General features: G+C 35.5%; 17 protein-coding genes. 7 read left to right on the top strand and 10 right to left on the bottom strand.

Features of this window, described 5'->3' with window-relative positions; all coding sequences use genetic code 11:
* Positions 1-22 precede the first annotated feature (22 nt).
* The 8 genes from resA to FOT98_RS30795 all read right to left on the bottom strand — a co-directional run bounded on the left by resA (position 23) and on the right by FOT98_RS30795 (position 5931).
* Entirely contained in the window at positions 23-544 is a 522-nt protein-coding gene (resA, locus tag FOT98_RS30830) for a thiol-disulfide oxidoreductase ResA (protein WP_063261772.1), read from the bottom strand.
* Positions 545-638: 94 nt separating this feature from the next.
* Positions 639-1367 (bottom strand): 23S rRNA pseudouridine(2605) synthase RluB, encoded by a 729-nt coding sequence (gene rluB / locus FOT98_RS30825; protein WP_000440552.1) that lies wholly within the window; start codon positions 1365-1367, stop codon positions 639-641.
* A gap of 289 nt (positions 1368-1656) precedes the next feature.
* On the bottom strand, positions 1657-2187 hold the full coding sequence (gene spmB, locus FOT98_RS30820) for a spore maturation protein SpmB (protein WP_000029511.1): 531 nt from the start codon (positions 2185-2187) through the stop codon (positions 1657-1659).
* Positions 2184-2780: a spore maturation protein SpmA gene (gene spmA / locus FOT98_RS30815; RefSeq protein WP_000247806.1), complete on the bottom strand. Its 597-nt coding sequence runs from the start codon at positions 2778-2780 to the stop codon at positions 2184-2186. The genes spmB and spmA overlap by 4 nt, the downstream gene beginning before the upstream one ends.
* On the bottom strand, positions 2773-3897 hold the full coding sequence (gene dacB / locus FOT98_RS30810; protein WP_063261773.1) for a D-alanyl-D-alanine carboxypeptidase DacB: 1125 nt from the start codon (positions 3895-3897) through the stop codon (positions 2773-2775). The genes spmA and dacB overlap by 8 nt, the downstream gene beginning before the upstream one ends.
* A 111-nt stretch (positions 3898-4008) precedes the next feature.
* A complete protein-coding gene (locus FOT98_RS30805) occupies positions 4009-4923 on the bottom strand; it encodes a superoxide dismutase (RefSeq protein ID WP_000082672.1) in 915 nt (304 codons plus the stop codon).
* Between the two features lie 105 nt (positions 4924-5028).
* Entirely contained in the window at positions 5029-5520 is a 492-nt protein-coding gene (locus tag FOT98_RS30800; RefSeq protein WP_063261774.1) for a YpuI family protein, read from the bottom strand.
* Between the two features lie 21 nt (positions 5521-5541).
* Positions 5542-5931 carry a hypothetical protein gene (locus FOT98_RS30795; protein ID WP_061677829.1) on the bottom strand — a complete coding sequence of 130 codons (390 nt, stop codon included), beginning with the start codon at positions 5929-5931 and terminating at the stop codon, positions 5542-5544.
* A gap of 186 nt (positions 5932-6117) precedes the next feature.
* Here FOT98_RS30795 and mprF point away from each other — a divergent pair, with 186 nt between their 5' ends.
* On the top strand, positions 6118-8700 hold the full coding sequence (mprF, locus tag FOT98_RS30790; RefSeq protein WP_063261775.1) for a bifunctional lysylphosphatidylglycerol flippase/synthetase MprF: 2583 nt from the start codon (positions 6118-6120) through the stop codon (positions 8698-8700).
* 4 nt (positions 8701-8704) lie between these two features.
* Here the strand turns inward: mprF and FOT98_RS30785 are convergent, their stop codons facing one another.
* Positions 8705-9493: a hypothetical protein gene (locus FOT98_RS30785; RefSeq protein WP_063261776.1), complete on the bottom strand. Its 789-nt coding sequence runs from the start codon at positions 9491-9493 to the stop codon at positions 8705-8707.
* A 175-nt stretch (positions 9494-9668) separates the two neighbouring features.
* Here FOT98_RS30785 and deoD point away from each other — a divergent pair, with 175 nt between their 5' ends.
* The 4 genes from deoD (at position 9669) to FOT98_RS30765 (ending at position 13297) form a co-directional block, all read left to right on the top strand.
* On the top strand, positions 9669-10376 hold the full coding sequence (gene deoD / locus FOT98_RS30780) for a purine-nucleoside phosphorylase (RefSeq protein ID WP_000110707.1): 708 nt from the start codon (positions 9669-9671) through the stop codon (positions 10374-10376).
* 156 nt (positions 10377-10532) lie between these two features.
* On the top strand, positions 10533-12344 hold the full coding sequence (locus FOT98_RS30775; protein WP_063261777.1) for a sensor histidine kinase: 1812 nt from the start codon (positions 10533-10535) through the stop codon (positions 12342-12344).
* 107 nt (positions 12345-12451) lie between these two features.
* Positions 12452-12982 (top strand): tyrosine-type recombinase/integrase, encoded by a 531-nt coding sequence (locus FOT98_RS30770; protein ID WP_000806236.1) that lies wholly within the window; start codon positions 12452-12454, stop codon positions 12980-12982.
* 120 nt (positions 12983-13102) lie between these two features.
* Positions 13103-13297, top strand: coding sequence for a DUF3924 domain-containing protein (locus FOT98_RS30765; protein WP_001094861.1), 195 nt, complete (start codon positions 13103-13105; stop codon positions 13295-13297).
* Between the two features lie 294 nt (positions 13298-13591).
* Here FOT98_RS30765 and FOT98_RS30760 read toward each other — a convergent pair whose 3' ends face one another.
* On the bottom strand, positions 13592-14437 hold the full coding sequence (locus tag FOT98_RS30760; RefSeq protein WP_063261778.1) for a DUF72 domain-containing protein: 846 nt from the start codon (positions 14435-14437) through the stop codon (positions 13592-13594).
* 160 nt (positions 14438-14597) lie between these two features.
* Here FOT98_RS30760 and FOT98_RS30755 point away from each other — a divergent pair, with 160 nt between their 5' ends.
* Positions 14598-15869, top strand: a complete 1272-nt coding sequence (locus FOT98_RS30755) for an ATP-binding protein (RefSeq protein ID WP_063261779.1) — start codon at positions 14598-14600, stop codon at positions 15867-15869.
* Positions 15870-16110: 241 nt separating this feature from the next.
* A partial coding sequence (locus FOT98_RS30750; protein WP_144291242.1) for a collagen-like repeat preface domain-containing protein occupies positions 16111-17276 on the top strand: 1166 nt, incomplete at its 3' end.

The following is a 17276-nucleotide window of genomic DNA, read 5'->3' as shown; positions in this document are numbered from 1 at the left end:
TCGTATGTAAAGGCTTTCTTTATTACGGAGTAATTTTCTTTAAATATCCTTCTAATTGTTCTTTCGTTTGTTCACCTATAATTTGCTCCACTACTTTTCCTTCTTTATCAATCAAAAAGCTTGTTGGTAATGGTCCTACTCCATATGTCCCTATAATTTTTTGTCCTTTGTCAATGGCAACCGGGAATTTCAAACCATATTGGCTCACAAAGTTCTTAACAGCAATATCTGTTTCATCTGCATCTAACGCGATGATTTCAACGCCTTTTTCTTTATATTTTGGATATAATTCATTCATATAAGGCATTTCTTTTTCACACGGTTTACACCAAGTGCCCCAAAAGTTTAAAAACACACCTTTTCCCTTTAAATCTTTTAGTTCAATTTTCTTTCCTTCTAAATCTGTCACAACAAAGTTAGGTGCTTCTTTTCCGATTTGCATTTTCTCCTTATCAGCAAAGAACCCTTGATAAAGGGTAAATCCTACAGCACCGCTTAAAATGATCAGAATAATAACGCGAAATAATAAGCGATTTTTCTTCATATTGTCTCCCCTCTCTTCGACGAGTGATGAATATATGTATGTTTTAATAAATCACCAGCGGAACATTCCACTGGTGAAAGTTTCACACTATCGATTAGCGCGGCTTTGTAGAAGCTAATGCACGTAATTGTTTCACCTCATGTGGTGACAATTCTCTCGCATCACCAGGGCGCAAGCTACCCACTTCTAAAAAGGCGTAGCGTTCACGCTTTAGTTTCACTACTTTACAATCTAGCGCTTCAAACATGCGGCGTACTTGACGATTACGTCCTTCATGAATCGTTAATTGTACAATCGCAGTCTCTTTACGCTTGTCCCAAGAAATAATTTTCACTTGTGCTGGTGCTGTTTTCCCATCTTCTAATGCAACACCTCGTTCTAACATGCGAATTTTCTCACCTGTTAATGGCCCTTTAATTTTTGCAACATACGTTTTTTCAACTTTATATCTCGGATGCATTAATACATTTGCAAATTCCCCATCATTTGTCATTAATAATACGCCAGACGTATCATAATCTAAGCGGCCGATTGGGAATAAACGTTGTCTAATTTCAGGGAAAAAGTCTGTTACAACACTTCTTCCTTTATCATCTGATACACTTGAAATTACGCCAGTTGGTTTATATAGTAAAAAATAAACAGGTTCTTCTTTTTCAAGAGGAATGTTATTTACTTCTACTTTATCTTGAGGAGTGACTTTCGTTCCTAACTCCTTCACTATTTTTCCATTTACCTTCACTTTTCCTTGCTGAATTAATTCCTCAGCCTTTCTTCTCGATGCAATACCTGCTTGCGCAATCACTTTTTGTAATCGTTCCATTTCTTTTTTTCACCTCGAATTTATCTTACCTTACATTAGAAAGACTTGGCAACCGCATACACTTGACGGCTTTTCGCTTCATCTTACTTAAACAACATAGCGATGATAATAAACATATAAAGGGCAAATCATGTTTTTACCTTTTATTATTGTCCATATTCTTCATATTGCTCACAATAAAAGTTCATCATTTTGTCAAAAATACAGCATAAAAAAACCACTATTAAGCAACACCTTAATAGTGGTCGTATACGTATTATAAGCGAAATAGCATAAAAAATGAATAGCCTTACTTAAACATTAAAGAAACAAACACAATTGAACATATAATTCCGATTAAATCGGCAAAAAGTCCTACTTTCAATGCATCTCCCATTTTTCTAATTCCAACAGCTCCGAAGTATACTGTTAAAATATAAAAAGTCGTATCTGTACTTCCTTGCATCGTAGAAGCCAATCTTCCAATAAACGAGTCTGGCCCATAAGTGGCAATTAAATCGGTCGTAATACTTAAACCAGCAGAGCCTGAAATAGGGCGTATAAGTGCTAGTGGAACAATTTCTGCTGGGACATGAATTAAATCTAACATCGGCTTCATTACTGATATCATTGCATCTAATGCACCTGAAGCTCGAAATATTGAAATAGATACAAGCATCCCAACCATAAATGGTAAAATGGAGATTGCAATTTGAATTCCTTCTTTTCCTCCCTCAACGAATGATTCATAGGTTGGCACTTTCTTTATCGTGCCATATAAAAGGATAAAACCAATTACACAAGGGATTACCCATAATGATATCGTATTGACAATACTCATTTCTTCCGCCCCTTCCTACTCCTTCTTCGGTAAAAATAGCGGTCAATCCAAATCGCTCCGATCATAGAGAGTACTTGTGCAATGAATGTTACCCCTACAATTTCAGTAGGATTCGCTGATTCATACGTCATTCGAATCGAAATGACAGTAGTAGGAATTAAAGTAATCGCTGATGTATTTAACGCGAGAAACGTTACCATAGAACGGCTCGCCGAATCCTTCCCTCCATTTAATTCTTTCAATTGTTCCATTGCTTTAATACCAAGAGGGGTCGCTGCATTCCCTAATCCAAAAAAGTTTGCCATCATATTCGATAAAATAAATCCCATTGACGGATGATCTTTCGGTATTTCTGGAAATAATCTTTTTACGATCGGCATAAAAAGTGACACTAACTTTTTTAACAACCCTGCTTCCTCTGCAATTTTCATTAAACCAAGCCAAAATACTAAAACACTAATGAGTCCTATACAAATTGTTACTGCGTCTTTTGCTCCGTCAAATACAGCTTTATTTATTGCTTCCATCGTTCCATTTATCATGGCATATACAATCCCTATGACTGCCATCGCTACCCATACGAGATTAACCATCGCTCCCAACACCTATCATATGAGAAAAAATTTCTTTCACATTATTCCAGTACATTCCCGTTGTAGCTACTAACTTTCGTTTACTATAAAATAAATTCCGTTCTCCAACTTTCTCATTGCCAACATAAATTTCTGTCTTCCCAACCTTTACGCCATCCTTAAGTTTTGCACTTTTATCGAGTTCAACTTTTAATACGACATCCTTTCTTTCTTGCTCAGTTAATGGCACCGCAAAACTATTTTTCGTATAAACATGATTGGCATATTTCTTTTCAGTTATTTCAGCAAGAGCTCCTTGTCCTACAACGTTCGTTTGCTTGAAACGTTCAAAACCTTTATCAAATAAATTCATATGATCATCCCAATCGCTAGAAGCGCTCAAAGTTACGACAATTAGATCTAGTCCATCTTTTGATGCTGTTGTAACAAGTGTCCGTCCCGCTTTCTTCGTAAAACCGGTTTTTCCTCCTGTCGCAAATTCATAATAAGACGTCACGAGTTTATGTTTGTTTTTCCACGGATAATCCCACGAATCTGATTTATACGTTTTTGTCCCAAAAATCTTCTTAAAGGTTTCATTCCCCATTGCATACTTCGTTAAAAGTGCCATATCATAGGCCGACGAATAATGGGATCCATCTCCATCCAAACCATGTGGGTTTGAAAAGTGAGTATCTTTCATTCCAATTTGTTTCGCCTTTTCATTCATTAAATATACGAACCCTTCTATACTCCCTCCTACATTTTCAGCAATTACTTGTGCTGCATCATTGCCAGATCTAAGCATGAGTCCGTATACTAAATCCTCTAACTTCACTTTCTGTCCAGGTTTTAAATAAATTGCTGAGCCTTCTACTCTCACCGCTTCATTACTAACTGGTACCAATTCTTTCATTTTTCCTGATTCAGCAGCTAACAACGCTGTCATAATTTTTGTTATACTAGCAATTTTTTGTGACTCATGCTCTGCTTTCCCGTATAATACACGACCTGACTGTTGTTCCATTAATACAGCATTTCGAGCACTGACATTACTGTTCATCTTTGCATATGTAGGAATTGGCACAACGCTTGCGTACATAATAAAAAGCGTGATTATTACACAAATTCGTCTCATATTTCCCCCCACGTCCTTTTGGCACTTTTTGTACAAGTGTATGCTTGGCCTTTTAAAATATGAACGAAATCTCTTGCCCCCTCCAATAAAAAAGACGCAGAAAATCTGCGTCTAATACGGTGTCCATTCAATTTGTTTCGCACTTTCAAATCTTTTTTCGACATCAGGCCAATTTACAACATTCCACCAGTTTTTAATATATTCATCTTTTCGATTTTGGTATTGTAAATAATACGCATGTTCCCACACGTCTAGTACGAGGAGCGGTATCGTATCCCATTGTGTAAATAATTGATGAAGTGTACTCTGCAAAATTTCTAATCTTCCAGATCGTGGCACCCAGACGAGAATCGCCCATCCTGATCCTTCCACTTTAGAAGCTGCTTCTGTGAAATGTTTTTGAAAACGTAAAAAACTTCCAAAATCTTGCTCAATCTGTTGTGAAAGAGCCCCTCTTGGACTTCCGCCACCATCTTTTTTCATGTTATTCCAAAATATCGTGTGTAAGTAATGACCTGATCCATGAAAAGCCGCTTCTCTTTCCCAATGCTTAATTAAATCAAATTGATTCGTTTTTCTCGCTTCTTCCATCATCTTCTCTGCCTTATTTAATCCTTCCACGTAACTGCGATGATGTTTATCATGGTGTAACATCATAATTTCTCTAGAAATATAAGGTTCTAACGCATTATACGGATAAGGTAATGGTGGAAGTGTATGCCCTCCAATTGGAACAGCTCGTTCACTATCCCCTCTTTCATATAGTTCATATTCCTCTTCTCCTTGCACGAATACTTCCTGCAAATGATGCTGAATATGTTCTACATCATCACTTATCTCATACATAAACTCTGCATCTGTATCATACTCATGCTCTTTCATACGATCTAATAACGTTTGAATTTTATAAGCAAGCATATGGACATCATACACTTCCATTGCACGGCTATCTAATACGTGAAGAACACTTTCACACCAGCTTTCTACTTCATGAAAGTAATCTGTAAATACACCTTGCTGACTCATGTTACACCTCCTTAATGCTATCCCCATAAATATATTCAAAGGAAATCCCTTATATAACTTTACAAAAGGAAAAGAAGCTAAGTCCCCTTAGCTTCTTTTTCGCAATTAATATTTGTGTAACATCTTTGTTTGATAATCCGTCTCATAATATTCTAGTTCTTCACGCATCAATTGAAATTTACCTTCTAAACTCTTCATCACTTGCTCTACAGACGCTGGTGGCGTTTGTTGAAAAACGATGGAGTTTTTCCCTGTATAGGCAGACCGACTATTTTCATACCAATGATCACTCTTCGGTGAGAAAAACTCTGCAATTACTTGATGATAAATTTTATATAAAATTTTTTCAGCTGCTGTTTTTCGAAATGGCTGGCTATTTAACAAAACAAAACATGCATCATGTCCTTCTTCGCAAAAAACGAGAAGACGTCTCATTGATGCTAATAACCCTTTATAATATTGCTCGTTCCCTGCTGGTGTTTCTTCTAATAAAGAAGGTAACGTATGATAATTTACATAATTGGTTATCAATGTAATAACATCTTCTAAAAACATAGAAACTTGTTCTGTTTGATTTTCAACCATCAGATTAGACATTTTTCCCTCTCCTTTGCCATTTCACGCTATTTCTACTCTTTTATTTTTATGTAATTCAGCCAATATTTCTTGTACTTTCACCACTGTTCCCTCATCAAAATATTGTTGGAATTCTTCTATATTATTTAAATATAAACGTTTTTGCATGCGAAGCTCATTCTCTTTCAGTAAACAACATATCGCTACAATATCCCGTAAATATATGTCTTGTTCTTCTACTTTACATACTGGATTTCCTTCAAAAGGAGTAATTTCTTGTAAAACTTCTTCAAAATATCGAACGTATAAAACGGAAAAAGTTCTCTCTTTATTATTTAATATATATGTCACTTCAGATCTATTAAAGAAATCTTCTGATGTATTTGGTTTTGCTTTCTCTAACTCATATCCCGCATAACCTATTATAATCATCTACTTCCCCTCTCTTCCTTCTTTCAATTTATTTTAACTTAATTTTCTGACAAACGAAATACTCTTTTAAATATAACCCTTACAAAAAATAGCTTCCTTATACAGGAATTTACCTTTTTATTTTTCTTGAAGTTTGTCATAATAATATTATTGTCTCAGTTTTCTTATACAAGGAGAGTTGTATTTATGTCGTTTTCATGGAAACGTTTCTTACAAATCGGGAAATTTATCTTCCCATTTGTTGTATTAACAATTGTATTCTTTCAAGCAAAAAAAGAATTAGCAGGCATTTCTTTTTTAGAAGCAATCAATTCAATTAAAAACATTCCAACCGGCGGAGTCTTTTTAGCAATTACACTTGGTGCATTTGCCGTATCAACAATGTTCTTTTATGACTATGTTATGCTTCGTTATTTAAAAGCTGATATACCAGTCCAAAAGATTTTCCGTATCTCATGGATTGCTAATACTTTAAATGGATTTATTGGATTTGGTGGTCTCGTTGGGGCTGGTGTACGCACAATGCTTTATCGTCCATACATAAAAGAAAATGGCAAACTTATTAAAAGTATCGCCTGGATGACAACTGCTTTTATTAACGGATTAGCCATTCTTTCATTCCTCGGTCTTATTGGAATATTAGACACAAGTTTTATTTTGCATGAAAAACCGTGGCTATGGCCTGTTCTTATCTTTTTCGCTCTTTTCGTCCCTATATATATCGGCTTTTCTAAACTTAAAAATAGAAAAACAAACCAAACCGAAGGACAAGAAGAAGCAGAAGAGAAAAACCCAACTGTTTTATACTCATTAGTTTCATTAGTCGAGTGGGTATCTGCGGGTATTGTTATGTACGTCATATTAATATTATTTGGCATCGATATCGAATTTCAAAAGTTCTTAGGTGTGTATGTAATTGCTGCTTTAGCTGGCGTTGTGAGTCTTGTGCCTGGTGGCCTCGGTTCATTTGATCTTGTCTTTTTAACTGGACTCGGACAGTATGGCATTGATACAGGCGTATTACTACCTGCTATGTTATTGTATCGCCTCGTCTATTACATTTTACCTTTCTGCCTTGGTCTTATTTTTGCAGCTTTTGAAATGACAGGCGTGGCCATTAAAAAGTTTGAAGATAAACCTTTTATTGCGCCTGCATTAGAAACAACTGGTGTTATATGGACTTTACAGCGTGATTTTCTAGGAAAATTAGGTTCATGGGCATCTGCTGCCTTAACAGTATTTGCTGGACTAATGGTTATTTTATCGACCATTCTACCAACAAGTATAAATAGAGCACACGCCTTACATATTTTAGCTCCAAAACCTCTTATTCAATTTTCTTTTAGCTTATCACTAACATTTGGTATTCTCCTGCTAATCCTTTCACGAGGCATATATTATGGAACAAAACGTTCTTACTATATGACGATTATTTCGTTAATCGGAGCAGCAATCTTTAATACGCTAAAAGGAATTGATATTGAAGAAACGTTTATTTTATTAATCGTACTCGCTGTATTATATATGCTTCGTAAAAGATTTGTACGCGAGAAAATGGAAGTCTCACTTTCTGATATGGTAAAAGTTTTTATATTCCTACTTATAACTTTATATTTATATAAAAACTTAGGTATTTTATTTGCAGGTGCAAAAGAAGCCTTTAAACCTGATTTTGTCGTTCGTAATATTACACAAGTGAAACGAAGTGCATTAGCAGCTGCCTTTTTCGTTCCTACTTTTTTACTGATTGGCTCACTCATTGCCAACCGTTATCGAAGTGAATTTCCCGGGCAACCAGCGAATGATAAAAGATTGCAAAACTTCTTAGATGAACATAATGGAAATGTACTTAGTCATTTAGGATTTTTAGGAGATAAACAATTCTTCTTCAGTAGTGATGGGAAAGCGCTCCTTCTCTTCTCTATAACGGGAAAACGTCTTGTTGTGCTAGGTGATCCAATTGGGGATCCTTCCTCCTATCGTACTGTGTTACAAGAGTTTTTAGCTGAGGCTGATCGATTTGGATACATTTGTGTATTCTACCAAATCGAAAGTAAATGGATGAGTTTATATCATGATTTTGGTTATAACTTCTTTAAGCTTGGTGAAGAAGCTGTCGTTGATTTGAACACATTTACAATAACAGGAAAAAAACGCGCCGGTATGCGCGCGACTTTCAACCGTTTTGAAAGAGAAGGCTATACATTCTCTATTCACCAGCCACCATTCTCAGATGAACTTTATGAAGAGTTAAAAAAAGTTTCAGAGGCATGGCTCGGCGGTAAAAAAGAGAAAGGCTTTTCACTCGGATATTTTGATCGTGGATATATTAGTCGAGCACCTATCGCTACATTATCTGATGCGGATGGAAAAATCATCGCATTTACAACCTTTATGCCGGTATATCAAGACGGATCATTGTCTGTTGATTTAATGCGCTATTATCCAGATGCACCTAGCGGTATTATGGATGCAATTTTCATTCACCTATTCCAGTGGGCCAAAGAAAATGAATACCATTCCTTTAATATTGGTATGGCACCACTTTCAAATGTAGGTTTATCGACACAATCTTTCTGGTCTGAACGAGTTGCTGCTGCCATCTTTAATAATGTTCGTTATACGTATAGTTTCAGCGGACTACGTCATTTTAAAGAAAAATATAAACCAGCATGGAGCGGTAAATATTTAGCATTTAGAAAGAATCATTCTTTACCAATTACAATGCTCTCTGTAACAAAATTAATAGGAAAACGAAAAAACAGCTAAACATTTAGCTGTTTTTTCGTTTTTGAACTTGTACAATAAATTCTTTTTCATATTTCTTACCATTTATATAGAAATCTCCCCATATTTTATACGTTCCTTCTACAGGAAATGTAATACGATATTGTAATTGCTCATCTGTATCAACAGGTATTGCATATAAAAAGTTTTCTCTCGTTTCGTCCACGATATAGAGTGCCTCTATTTCTCCTCTCTCGGAATGTAATTTCAATTTCTCACCCTTTTTCGCTTGGAATTGAAATGTTAACGTCGCTGGTTCATTCGGATGCAAGGCACCAAATAATAAAGAAACTTCATACTCCCCTATTTTTTTTGTAAGCACACTATCGATTGGAAATTTTACTTTTTTCTTATTTTTCTCCTCTATTTCTCTCCCAAAATCTTTCTTCGCAAATGATTTCACAGACTTATTTTTGTCTTCATATAAAAATATTGTATATCCTTCATCTTTCACTATTTTGGAAGAAACCTTATATGATCCATTCCCTGCAAATGTAGGTTTCATTTGTTGTACATGTTTTAATTGTCCGTCTACAATAACTGCCCGAATTTGATCATTCACACCACGAACTTCGTTATTTTTATTATTTAGTAATTGAAACGAAATATCTACTTTCTCATTTCCTTTTCCATTTGACACATCCCATTTTACTTCCTGAACATCACCTACAGTCTCTGTAGTTTCCTGATACTTCTTTATGTAAAATCCGCCTACTACAATAAAAAGCAAAGCAACAAGTCCAATGACAAGATTTTTCAAAACATCACCTACCATTTTTATTGTCTCTGTTCATACAAAACTTCTTACATATATATTCTAGATTATGATTTATGAAATCCTCCTGCTTTGCACATATTACAAATAATTAAAAGATTTTAATTGAAAGGATTGATAGTGTATAATGCAAATGATATTGATTTCTATCAATACATTATAAGGAGGACTTTTCATGAGTGTACATATTGAAGCAAAACAAGGCGAAATTGCTGAATCTATTCTATTACCTGGTGATCCATTACGTGCAAAATATATCGCTGAAACATTTCTAGAGGACGTTACTTGCTATAATAACGTGCGTGGTATGTTAGGTTTCACTGGAACTTATAAAGGAAAACGCGTATCTGTTCAAGGTACAGGTATGGGTGTTCCTTCTATTTCTATTTATGTAAACGAATTAATCCAAAGCTACGGAGTTAAAAATTTAATTCGCGTTGGAACTTGCGGTGCGATTCAAAAAGACGTAAAAGTACGTGACGTTATTATTGCAATGACAGCTTGTACGGATTCTAATATGAACCGTTTAACATTCCCAGGTTTTGATTTTGCACCAGCTGCAAACTTTGACCTTTTAAAGAAAGCTTACGATGCTGGAACTGAAAAAGGCTTACACGTTCGTGTTGGTAACGTTTTAACAGCAGATGTATTTTACCGCGAAAGCATGGACATGGTTAAAAAGCTTGGAGATTACGGTGTACTAGCAGTAGAAATGGAAACAACCGCTCTTTACACATTAGCAGCGAAATACGGTGTAAATGCGTTATCTGTATTAACAGTAAGTGACCACATCTTCACTGGTGAAGAAACAACATCTGAAGAGCGTCAAACTACATTTAACGAAATGATTGAAATCGCTTTAGATGCAGCAATTCAACAATAATACATTAAAGAACTCGTCATACGTCTGTCGAGTTCTTTTTATGTGACCTTTTATAAAAAACTACTTTCGGAAGAGACAGATTTTCTCCTCTACTTTTTTGTAACGTTTGTTATAATAAAGAAATCATTTACAGTATTTCTCACAAGAGGTGACGCAGTGAAAAACAGAAGTATCGTCTTTAAACTATTTTTATTAACATCAACATTATTTACAATCATATTCCTCCTTTTTTTCCTAGGACAATCTCTATTTTTAGAGAAATTTTATATTAATAAAAAGGTAAAAACCGTTCAAAATTCTTTCGAGAAGTTCGTAGATAATTACGAAAAAAGTGGTAAAACTTATGAAGAAATTCGAAAACTAAAACAAGAATTTCATGATAAAACAAATGCCGAAATGCAGTTTTTAAATACGAACGGCATTATTAAAAGCGATAATAATTTTTACATTGATGTAATTAACCCTAAAAATAACAAAGCATATTCCATTCCACTCAATAATCTTTTAACGCCCGAAGAATATAATAAATTCGAAAACTTAGGATTGAAAAAAGATGGGATGATAAACGTCGTCGGTTTTGTACAAGATTCCACCATAACACCAATAGAATTGACGACAAACTATAATCGATGGCAAAACGAATATATCAACTCAGATTTTCAATCCATTAATGGTAACCCTGCTAAAAATAGACTTACAAGTCGATCCAAAACTGTAACTCAAATTGAGTTTACTGGTATTGTATCTAAGTTACAGCTTCCATCCAAAGCTGATGTTCGTCTTGCAAATGATCTTGAAACATTACAAGCCGTTCAATATTTTGCAGAAATTATTAGAGATGGCACTACTAGCCCACAGCAATTGAGCCATTTTCTACTAGATAGCGGAGAAAATATAAAGAATAGTATCTTTGTACAACCTATTATGGAAGATGGAAAGATTAAAGAATACGCTTTTGCGGTAGCATCCTTGCAACCTGTTAATGAAGCAATGCTTGTTTTAAAGGATTATTATGTCTATGCCTTAATCATCGTATTTCTCGTAATTATTTTGTTATCCTTCTACTACTCAAAAATCATTGTGAAACCATTAATTAAAATGAATCGTGTTACAAAAAAAATGGCCAATTTTGATTTTAGCGAAAAATTACCTGTGACAGCGGACGATGAAATTGGTGGGCTTTCCGGCAGTATTAATACGCTATCTGTAAACTTAAAAGACCGAATCGATCGATTAAATGTTGCCAATACAAAATTACAACAAGATATTGAACGGGAACGTCAATTAGAGAAAACGCGAAAAGAATTCATTTCTGGTGTATCACACGAATTAAAAACACCACTCAGTGTAATTAGAAGTTTCGCGGAAGGAATTAAAGATGGCGTTAGTAAAGATACGACGTATTACACAGATGTTATTTTAGAAGAAACAGAAAACATGAACAGACTTATTGTTGAAATGTTAGAATTAGCAAAATTAGAATCAGGTACGTACAAACTAGATATGACGACATTCTCAATCGGTGAATTAATTCAACAAGTCTATACAAAGTTATTATTTAGCATGGAAGAAAAACATTTACAAGTGAGCATAGATGTAGATTCCTCTATTTTTGTGAAAGCGAATCGTAGTCGTATTGAGCAAGTGGTTGTGAACTTACTTAGCAACGCAATTCGATATACGCCAGATGGAGAAAAAATACAAGTCTCTGTTATAGAAATGGAAGATACAGTAAAAATCGAAATCGAAAACACAGGAAACCCTATCCCAGAAGACAGTCTTGAAAAAATTTGGGATCGTTTCTACCGTTTAGATGCATCTCGTAGCCGTCATACTGGTGGTACTGGTCTCGGATTATCTATTGTAAAAAACATTTTAGACCTCCACCATGCCGAGTACGGTGTATATAACACGACGAATAGTGTTGTATTCTACTTTAATTTACAAAAAGTAAAAGAAGTCAAATAATTTGTCTTAATTTCACTAGGAGTTCACATGAAATTCACACTCTCCCTTTATAGTAAGAAACAAGTTAATCCTTTCCTTTACACACATAAAAGAGGAGAGTGCGTGAAATGAAACAAGCAGGACAACCTATTCAAAATGAAAAACAATTAGAAACTATCAAAAATATACTTTTACAATCTTCGAAACGTGATGGCTTATTATTCGTATTAGCTGTAAATTCTGGCTTAAAAGTAAGTGAAATCTTACAATTAAAAGTTAGTGATGTAATCGATGAAAATGAAAATGTTCGCCATTCCATTTTATTTTACAATGAAAAAGTAAAGAAACATAAATGGTTTGCTGTAAATGAAGACTTACAGCACGCGATCGAAGACTACATGAAAGAACGTAAAACTTGGAAACGTAATGAACCATTATTAAAGTCTCAAAAAGGAACAAAATCTATTACGAGACAACATGCATGGTACATTTTAAACAAAGCTGCAAAAGAAGTTGGATTAGAAGGGATTAGCTCACATACACTTCGAAAAACTTGGGGATATTGTGCATACAAATCAGGTGTTGATATCGCATTTTTACAACACTTCTTTGATCATAGTACTCCATCAAAAACTTTAAAGTATATCGGTATTGCTTAATAACGCTTATACATAAAAAGGGTTACCATTTATAAAATGGTAACCTTTTTTATGTTTCACACTCTCTTTTCTTGTCTCTCCTATATTGTAGTGGTACTCTAATAATAAGGGGGAGAAATTATGAACACATTAACAATCGAATTACCGAAAGAAACGGCTGAAAAACTTGATTTATTAAAACAAGCTTATGAAAAGAAAACAGGTGCTTCCATTTCTGAGAGTACCCTTGTTCAAACACTTATCTCAAAAGAGTTTATCCAAGCGATAACTCCTTTTGATTTACAACAATTCGTTACTGGAAAAGAACAGCATTAATTGCTGTTCTTTTTTGATACTTTATCAGGAGTTTACTAGCATTCTACCCCCAAAAACTTCTTTGCCTCAGCCTAACTTTTTATCAGGAATCTTCCTACCCGTTACTGTCTCATAAAAGTTTTTTATTTATTTTTCGGAAAACTATTGACAATGATAATGATAACCATTATCATTTATTACGAAGCCAACAATTGATGAATCAACCAAACGCTCAGTAACATTGTTACCCCTCTTTTTCATATAGAAAGGCACTGTACATTCCCCCTGTTTGTACAGTGCCTTTCTTGTTTATTATCATTCAAACAAATTTAATTGCTCGGGCTTCGGCTCACCATATGTAATGTTCATCATTTTCATAAGCTGTTTCGCATTATCCGCTGCATCTCCGCCCGAATTATTGTTAAATAGTACATATATGCCCTTTGCCTTCTTTTTCAATTGCTCTAGTCTTTCTACCCATTCTTCTAATTCTTTATTGTTGTAGCGATATAAGCAACGAACCGCTCTCCAATTTTCCCCTTTATCCAGCCAGCCATGAACATTTCGACCATGAAAACGTATTAACACCATCTCTGCATTCGTTACTTCTAAAACGAGCGGTACCGAACCTATCCCCGCCTGTGGCTCGTCACAAATTGTATGAATCCATTTCTCCTGTTCCAAAAACCGTAAAGTCTTATCTCTCATTTCTGGATAAAACCATGTTTGATTTCGAAATTCTATGGCACACGGCAAACCTTCCATTTTCTCTTTCGTATATCGAAGAAAATCTACATTTTTCTTTTTACAATCAAACCATGGTGGATATTGAAATAAAATCGTCTTTAATTTATTAGCTTCTATTAAAGGAAGAATAGATTGTTTATACACATCAAACATCTCGTCGAACGTAGAAAACGGAATTTCACCTTTCATATGTCCCGTCATCCCTTGATATGCTTTTACGACAAAAGAAAAATCTTTCGGTGTCTCCGTTGCCCATTTTGTATAGTTTCGCGCAGGTTGCATCGCATAAAATGAACTATCCACTTCCACAATAGGAAAATGCTCACTATATGTTCGTAATTTATTTCTATTTTCATAGGGATCTATATATAAAGAATCATGATCTCCCCATCCTGTCACTCCAATGAAAAGCAAATATATCCCTCCCTTTTTAACTTCACCTTCTATCCATTTTACTCAATTCCCGAACACCTCGACTAATCAATTTCATTAAGTAGCTCTTTCTTTAAGAGTATCCGTATAAAAATATGATATACTAGATGGAAGAATTTTTAAATTGAGGGGTTATTTATTTATGCTTCCAAACGATGATATTGTATCTCATGAAAAACGAATAGAGGAATTAGAAAATAAAGTACGTTTTTATGAAGAACTTGTGAATCAATTACCACATCATTTCACATACAAAAATCCACATATTGGTTTACAAATAAAGAAAACGAGAACGACTCATTCTATACAAAACATACAAAAAGAGAATAAAGAAGCTGAGTTTCAGCTTACCTGCGATTCATTATTTTTATTTGAGCAACTTGAAACATACTTTGTTCATATTTTCGATGCTTTTTCACATCATGTCACCTTTGTTGATAGTAAAGGAAATATAACTTTATGTAATCAAGCTGCAGCAGATGATTTTGGTGTAGTACGAAATGATATAATCGGAAAACCAATTCAACAATTATTAAAATTGCCAGAAGAAAAAATTAAAGCTCTTGAAACATTAAGAACGGGAACAGAATTATATAATGAAGAAGTTTTAGACAAAAACTATGGCATATTAAATAACCGAATTATTCGTGATTATAACGGAGAGATATTTAGAGTTATTAGTGTCTTTCATTATTTAAACACAGAACGTGATGCAGAGAAATTTTCGTTAGCAGGGCGAATTGCAGCTGGAATTGCACATGAAGTACGTAATCCTCTTACAACCGTACGGGGTTACTTACAATTTTTACAAGAAAGTGTTTCTCCATCTAATAAAGAATTATTTGAAAACTTACTCATTCCTGAATTAGACCGCGCAAATAGTATTATTACAAAATTTTTAGCTATTTCAAAAACACGCGAATTTACAAGAGAACCGTTTCCTATTAACACGTTTTTACGTGAATATATTCAACAGTTACTAGCTAGTGAAGTCTTTTTACATAACATTTCAATTGATTATAACTTTTCTACCGAATTGGATGATGTATTAGTCAATATTGATCGTCATGAACTTGTGCAAGTTTTTTTAAACCTATTTCAGAATGCTGTCGATGCTCAAGGCGAAGAAAAACTTTCTATCCAAATTACTAGTTATCGCCTAGATAATTTTGTTCGTATTACTTTCACTGATAATGGAATTGGTATTTCACCAGCCATTCAGGAATATATCTTTGATCCATTCTTCTCAACAAAAGATTCGGGCACAGGACTGGGCTTGTCAGTAACGAAGAAAATTATTCAAAATCATAACGGTACATTAAAAATGACCAGTAATGAAGATGGTACAACTTTCACTATTTCAATTCCAATTTTACCTAAAACGACTCTTGAAAGATTAAATGAATACAAATGAGATACCCCTCCACAAAAAGCATGCCAATTGTTATATACTCCTAGCAATTGGCATGCTTTTTTATGTTGAACTAATCTTTTTTAAGTTCTATAAATCTGTCTCCATAACTTAATTGTTTTCGCTTAGTAGGCAAACTTCTTATTTTTTTAGAAATAGTAGTTTGTCCATCACGAATTTAGTTTAAATTTCATTTTAATATATAGTAACGACTATTGATTCTATGAAAGAAAGGAATGAAAAGATGAACAATAAAAATAAAGGAAAAGTATTTTATGGTAATGATTGTTGCGAAATCAGAGCTTGTAGTTATATTAACATCTCTAAGTCCGAACTTACAGAATTCGTTAAACTTCTTCAAGCTCTTGGCCAAGCTATTCAAGCTGTCTTTCAAAACCCTTCGCAACATAATATCGATAACTTGATTGTTGCCCTAAATAACCTACAAAAATTCCTCAATTGCTTAGATTTATCTCCAGCACAAAAACAAATTGGAAATTCTATTATCGCTAATCTATTAACTATTTTAACGACAAAACCTTTTTCATGCGGAGCATTGTATGTTGAGTTACAAAGCCTGCTTAATTATTTATTGTATATTGCTAAATTATTCAAAGTAGATTGCTGTACGATCGACAAACTAGTTAAACTCATTTCAGAAATCCAAGCTATCTTAGTTCAATACGGATCAGGCTGCCTTGGAGGAGGAGGAGCAACAGGTGCTACTGGTGCTACCGGGCCTCAAGGTGCTACTGGACCTCAAGGACCAGCCGGTGCTCAAGGTGCTACTGGACCTCAAGGTCCGGCTGGTGCTCAAGGTGCTACTGGTGCTCAAGGGCCTCAAGGTGCTCAAGGCGCTACTGGACCTCAAGGGCCTCAAGGTATTCAAGGACCAGCTGGCGCTCAAGGTGCTACTGGTGCTCAAGGACCAGCGGGTGCTCAAGGTGCTACTGGTGCTCAAGGACCAGCTGGCGCAACAGGCGCTACTGGTGCTCAAGGACCAGCGGGTGCTCAAGGTGCTACTGGTGCTCAAGGACCAGCTGGCGCTCAAGGTGCTACTGGTGCTCAAGGACCAGCTGGCGCAACAGGCGCTACTGGTGCTCAAGGACCAGCCGGCGCTCAAGGTGCTACTGGTGCTCAAGGACCAGCGGGTGCTCAAGGTGCTACTGGTGCCCAAGGACCAGCGGGTGCTCAAGGTGCTACTGGTGCTCAAGGACCAGCGGGTGCTCAAGGTGCTACTGGTGCTCAAGGACCAGCGGGTGCTCAAGGTGCTACTGGTGCTCAAGGACCAGCTGGCGCTCAAGGTGCTACCGGTGCTCAAGGACCGGCTGGTGCTCAAGGTGCTACTGGTGCTCAAGGACCGGCTGGTGCTCAAGGTGCTACTGGTGCTCAAGGACCGGCTGGTGCTCA

Origin of the sequence: Bacillus sp. HY001 (assembly GCF_007558965.1) — a bacterium.
Classification (GTDB): domain Bacteria; phylum Bacillota; class Bacilli; order Bacillales; family Bacillaceae_G; genus Bacillus_A; species Bacillus_A mobilis.
The sequence above is the reverse complement of the archived record's forward strand: the minus strand, read 5'-3'. Positions and strand labels throughout refer to the sequence as shown.

Coding starts and splice junctions, on each gene's coding strand:
- resA (WP_063261772.1), bottom strand. CDS start 544: ATGAAGAAAAATCGCTTATTATTTCGCGTTATTATTCTGATCATTTTA.
- rluB (WP_000440552.1), bottom strand. CDS start 1,367: ATGGAACGATTACAAAAAGTGATTGCGCAAGCAGGTATTGCATCGAGA.
- spmB (WP_000029511.1), bottom strand. CDS start 2,187: ATGAGTATTGTCAATACGATATCATTATGGGTAATCCCTTGTGTAATT.
- spmA (WP_000247806.1), bottom strand. CDS start 2,780: ATGGTTAATCTCGTATGGGTAGCGATGGCAGTCATAGGGATTGTATAT.
- dacB (WP_063261773.1), bottom strand. CDS start 3,897: ATGAGACGAATTTGTGTAATAATCACGCTTTTTATTATGTACGCAAGC.
- FOT98_RS30805 (WP_000082672.1), bottom strand. CDS start 4,923: ATGAGTCAGCAAGGTGTATTTACAGATTACTTTCATGAAGTAGAAAGC.
- FOT98_RS30800 (WP_063261774.1), bottom strand. CDS start 5,520: ATGTCTAATCTGATGGTTGAAAATCAAACAGAACAAGTTTCTATGTTT.
- FOT98_RS30795 (WP_061677829.1), bottom strand. CDS start 5,931: ATGATTATAATAGGTTATGCGGGATATGAGTTAGAGAAAGCAAAACCA.
- mprF (WP_063261775.1), top strand. CDS start 6,118: ATGTCGTTTTCATGGAAACGTTTCTTACAAATCGGGAAATTTATCTTC.
- FOT98_RS30785 (WP_063261776.1), bottom strand. CDS start 9,493: ATGGTAGGTGATGTTTTGAAAAATCTTGTCATTGGACTTGTTGCTTTG.
- deoD (WP_000110707.1), top strand. CDS start 9,669: ATGAGTGTACATATTGAAGCAAAACAAGGCGAAATTGCTGAATCTATT.
- FOT98_RS30770 (WP_000806236.1), top strand. CDS start 12,452: ATGAAACAAGCAGGACAACCTATTCAAAATGAAAAACAATTAGAAACT.
- FOT98_RS30765 (WP_001094861.1), top strand. CDS start 13,103: ATGAACACATTAACAATCGAATTACCGAAAGAAACGGCTGAAAAACTT.
- FOT98_RS30755 (WP_063261779.1), top strand. CDS start 14,598: ATGCTTCCAAACGATGATATTGTATCTCATGAAAAACGAATAGAGGAA.